Origin of the sequence: Streptomyces sp. NPDC059957 (genome assembly GCF_042730015.1) — a bacterium.
Classification (GTDB): domain Bacteria; phylum Actinomycetota; class Actinomycetes; order Streptomycetales; family Streptomycetaceae; genus Streptomyces.
On record NZ_JBHWMB010000170.1, the window covers coordinates 1 to 3,054 of the forward strand.

A 3,054-nucleotide genomic window follows, 5' to 3' on the forward strand; every position below is an offset into this window, starting at 1 on the left:
ACCAGGCGGCGCTCCCACGCGCGGCGCGGGCGTTGGCCCCCACCCGCGCACGTACGACGTGTCGGCCCCGCCGCGCCGGCCCCAACACGCGGTACGGCGGGCCGTCCGGACCACACGCCCCCGCTCCTCCCGTGGAGGGCGGTGGTGCTCCGGGTCTGCCACCCCGCACCCGGAGCGCGGACGGCCCGCCGTCGCACCACCATCGCCGGGAGCGCCACCCGTTGGCATCAGGGGAAACCCTTGATCCCCCGGCCCGGAGGAACCCGGCGTTGTCACGGGAACCGACGCCGCCTACGGTGCCTCCTCGTGACGCCAGACACTGACTCGGGGAACCCCACCGCCATCCACCCCGCCCACCCCGCGCCGGTCGCGGGAGCCCGGCGCGCGGTGTCGGGCGCGGCCGCCCACGCGGCCGGAGTGCTGGAGCGCGCCGGGCGGGTGGCGCTCGCCGGCCCCTGGGGCGCGGGCAAGACCACCGTCCTGGAGGACGTACTGCGCACCCTGCCCTCCGGCTCCGGCTCCGGCTCCGTGCGGACGCGGACGGTGCTGCGTGTCACGACCGTCGAGGGGGACCGGGACCACGTCTTCGGCGCGCTCGCCCAGATGCTGTCCCACTGCGGTCCGGCCCGGCTCGCGGTGCTCTCCGGCAGACAGAGCGAGGTGGTCGACCGGATCCTGCACCGCGGCGCGGACGAACCGCTCGCCGCCTCGGAGCAGTTGCCCGCCCGCCTCGCGGTGACCGCGCTGCTCGCGTCGGGCCGCTGGATCCTGGCCGTGGACGGGGCCCAGTGGCTCGACCCGGCCAGCGCCGACGTCCTCGGCTACGCCCTGCGCACCCTCGCCCCGCCCGGGCTCACCGCGATCGTCACCGAACGCGTGCACGGCCGGGCGCAGTCCGCCGCCCGGCTGCTCGGCGGGCACCCCGCCCAGGTCGACGTGGACCCCCTCGACGCCGAGGAGACGGCCACCCTGCTCGACGCACACGGCCTGCCCACGCGCTGGGCCGGCCCCCTGCAGAGCCACTGCGGCGGCCACCCCCTGCTGACCTCCGTGTCCTGTACGGCACTTGCGCGGCTGCCCGCCTCGCAGAGGCATCGGCCCGCGATGACCGAGCAGACGGTCGACGCGGCCGGAGCCTGGCTGCACGCCACGCTCGGCGAACCCGCCCGGCACACCCTGATGCTCGCCGCCCTGACGAGCCGGCCCTCGCTGCCGCTGCTCCTGCGGGCGGGCCGCTCCGACGCCGAGGAACACCTGGCCCAGGCACAGGCCGCCGGGGTGTTGAGCGTGGACCCGGCGAGCGCCGTCCACTTCACGGCGGCGGCCCTGGCCCGGGCCGCCGCCCGCTCCGGGGCCAGGCCCCTGCGGGCGGCCGCCCACCTGACGCTCGCGCGGGCCGTCGGAGACCCCGTGCACGAGGTGCGCCACCGGGCCCTGGCCGCGGACCTGCCCGACCAGGGACTGGCCGAGGACACCGAGACCGCGGCGGCCACCGCCCGCGAGGCCGGCGAACGGGCCCTGGCCGCCGAGCTGTTCCTCCTCGCCGCCGAGATCACTCCGCCGGCCCGGTCCGCCACGCGGATCCGCAGGCTCTCGTGCGCCGCCCAAGAGGCGGCCTGCGCCGGCTCCGTCGACATCGCCCGGCAGGCGGCCGACGCACTGGCCGCGAGCAGGGCCGAGCCCACCGACCAGGTCGCCGCACTGCTCGCCGTCGTCGACGCCCACGGCCAGGCCATCTCCGATCTGGAGCCGCTGCTCGCGCGCTGCCGGGAACTGGCGACGGGCCACCCCGAGCTCCTCGCCGCCGTCGAGCTCCGCGCGGCGATCGCCGCCAACGTCGCGCACTCGGCCCCCGAGCGGGCCCTGCGCGCCGCCGGCCGGGCCGCGGAGCTCGCCGCCGCCGGCGGCCACCGCCCCCTGCAGGCCGCCGCCCTGACCATGCGCGCCCGGATGGAACGGGTCCTGGGCACCGCCGACGCGCCGGGCACCCTCGCCGAGGCCCTCGCCCTGGGGATCCCGGCCCAGCACTCCGGCATCCGCAACAGCGCCCAGTACCTCGCCGCCCGGCACGCCGTCTTCGACGACCGGCTGGCCGAGGCGCGCGATCGGCTCCTGGAGCTCCTCGCGCTCGCCGAGCACGAGGGCGACTCCGAGGACCTGGTCGACATCTGGCGCAGCCTCGCCGAGGTCGACACCCGCCTCGGCGCGTGCGCCCCGGCGCTCGCCTGGGCCGATCAGGCCGTACGGCTGTCCACCGGGGCGGGGCTGTCCATGGGCCCCGCCTGGTACACCGCGGCGCTGACGCAGAGCGCCGCCGGATCCTTCGCGGCCGCCCTGCGCACCGCCTCCTGCGGGGCCCGTGCCTCGCAGGAGGAGGGCGACGGGCTGTACGTGTCGCGCAACCTCTGGGTCATGGGCGCGGTCCAGCTGCACACCGGGGACGTGGCCGACGCGGTGGTCTCGCTCACGGCCGTCGCCGAGGCCGAGCGGCACGTGCCTCTCGCCGACCCCGGCATGTTCCGCTGGCAGCCGGACGCCGTGGAGGCCTTCACCTGCGCGGGCCGGATCGATCTGGCCCGCGCACTGCTGGAGCGCGCACGGCCCGCCCTGGGCAGGGCCGGAGCCGACTCGGGACCGGGGGCGGCGCTGGACCGCGCGCACGGGATCCTGCTGGCCCGCGGCGGCGCCGTGGAGGAGGCGAGCGTCCTGCTCCACCGCACGGCGGTCGCCTTCGAAGGGCTGGGGCTGCCGCTGGAGCAGGCCCGTACGCTCCTCGCCCTGGGCCGGGTCGAACGGGCCCGCAGGCGCCAGGCGGCCGCCCGCGCGGCCTGGGAGGCGGCCCGCGCCGTCTTCGACGACACCGGCGCCCGCCCCTGGCAGGAGCTCACCCGGGAGCTGCTCGACCGGGCGGGCGGACCGGCTCCGGCCACCGGCCAGACCCCGGGGCCGGCCCCGGGCGCGAGCAGGCTGACCGAGTCCGAGTCGCGCCTGGCGGACCTCATCTGCCAGGGGGCCACCAACCAGCAGGCGGCCCAGCACATGTTCATCTCGGTC

At 78.1% G+C, this 3,054-nt stretch carries 1 protein-coding gene; it reads left to right on the plus strand.

The features are described from left to right. Positions 1-306 precede the first annotated feature (306 nt). The coding region (locus ACFWBW_RS41665; protein WP_385385121.1) for an AAA family ATPase at positions 307-3,054 on the plus strand (2,748 nt) is incomplete at its 3' end.